This window comes from Desertihabitans aurantiacus (assembly GCF_003344635.1).
Taxonomy (GTDB): Bacteria; Actinomycetota; Actinomycetes; order Propionibacteriales; family Propionibacteriaceae; genus Desertihabitans; species Desertihabitans aurantiacus.
Genome location: NZ_QPKK01000457.1, coordinates 1 through 1,695, shown reverse-complemented (window position 1 = coordinate 1,695; position 1,695 = coordinate 1). Strand labels below are relative to the sequence as shown.

Here is a 1,695-nt window from a genome sequence, read left to right as displayed (position 1 = left end):
CGCCCCCGCCCCGCTCACGCCGCCCGAGCCGACGGCGTCCGCGTTCGCCCTCGAGCCCCCGCCCGCCCCGCCGGTGGTGACCGCCACCCAGGCGCCGGCGATGGCGCCGGCGGTCGAGGCCAGCCAGGTGCCCGCCCTGGACGCCCGGGTGGAGTCCTTCCTCAGCACGCTGGCCGCTGCCGAGGCCGGCTCGCCGGAGGTGACCGCCCAGGCCGACGCCGTGCGCACCATGGGCGACGCGGAGATCCGCAAGGCCGCCGAGACCTCCAACCGGCTGCTGCAGACGCCGGTGAAGGCGCTGCGCGAGGGCGGTCTGGCCGAGGGCTCGAAGGTGGGTCGCACCCTGCTGGAGCTGCGCCGCACCGTGGAGGACCTCGACCCCAGCCGCGCCACCGGCACCCGCAAGCTGTTCGGGCTGATCCCCTTCGGTGACCAGGTGGTCGACTACTTCCGGCGCTACCAGTCCTCCCAGGCCCAGCTCGACGGCATCCTGCACAGCCTGCGCAACGGCCAGGACGAGCTGACCCGCGACAACGTGGCGCTCAACCTGGAGAAGCAGCACCTGTGGGCCTCGATGGGCCGACTCAACCAGTACGTCTACATCGCCGAGCGCCTGGACGTCCGGCTGGCCGCCCAGATCGCCGAGCTCGAGCTGAGCGACCCGGACAAGGCCCGCTCGCTGCAGCAGGACGTGCTCTTCTACGTCCGCCAGAAGCACCAGGACCTGCTCACCCAGCTGGCGGTCTCGATCCAGAGCTACCTGGCCATCGACGTCGTCATCAAGAACAACCTCGAGCTCATCAAGGGCGTCGACCGGGCCACCACGACCACCGTCTCCGCGCTGCGCACCGCCGTCATCGTGGCCCAGGCGCTGGGCAACCAGAAGCTGGTGCTGGACCAGATCGGCGCGCTCAACAGCACCACCTCCGGGCTGATCCAGCGCACCTCGGAGATGCTGCGGGACAACTCCGCGGAGATCCAGCAGCAGGCCGCCTCCTCCAGCGTGGGGCTGCCGCAGCTGCAGGCCGCCTTCGCCAACATCTACGCCACCATGGACTCCATCGACGAGTTCAAGCTGCGCGCCCTCGACACCATGTCCACCACGATCGGGACCCTGGAGTCGGAGGTCGTCCGGTCGCGGGCCTACCTGGAGCGGGTGCGCCGGGACGAGGGCAGCAAGGTCGAGGCCCAGCTCGACCTGGACGGCTGAACGGGCGATGGGTTTCTGGGACTGGCTCACCGGGCGTCGCGAGCCACCCGCACCCGACCCGGAGCCGGCACCGCCCGCCCCGGACGAGGACGACGTCCGCGCCGCCCTGGACCGCGTGCTGGCCCGCGCCGAGGCCGAGCGGCTGGCGCCGGCGGTGCGCTCGCGGATCGCCCGGATCGACACCTCGGTGCGCACCGCGCTGCCCCGGCTGCGGACCTTCGGCCTGGGCTCGGTCGAGGGCCACGCGGTGGTCGCCACCGCCACCAGCTACCTGCCCGAGGCGCTCGAGGCCTACCTGCGGCTGCCGCGGTCCTGGGCCGACGAGCGGCCGCTGGACCGCGGCCGGACCGCGCTGATGCTGCTGGTGGACCAGCTCGACCTGCTGGCGGCGAGCACCGAGCAGCTGGCCGACGCCGCCGTCCGCGCGGACGCCCGGGCGCTGGTCGAGCACGGACGCTTCCTGGCCGCCCGGTTCGGCCGCGCCC

The 1,695-nt window shown here is 73.3% G+C and carries 2 protein-coding genes; both read left to right on the top strand.

What is annotated here, in order from left to right; translation table 11 throughout:
* The coding region (locus tag DVA66_RS20145; protein ID WP_232822099.1) for a toxic anion resistance protein at positions 1–1,210 on the top strand (1,210 nt) is incomplete at its 5' end.
* Between the two features lie 7 nt (positions 1,211–1,217).
* On the top strand, positions 1,218–1,695 hold a 478-nt coding region (locus DVA66_RS20140; protein ID WP_114561551.1), incomplete at its 3' end, for a hypothetical protein.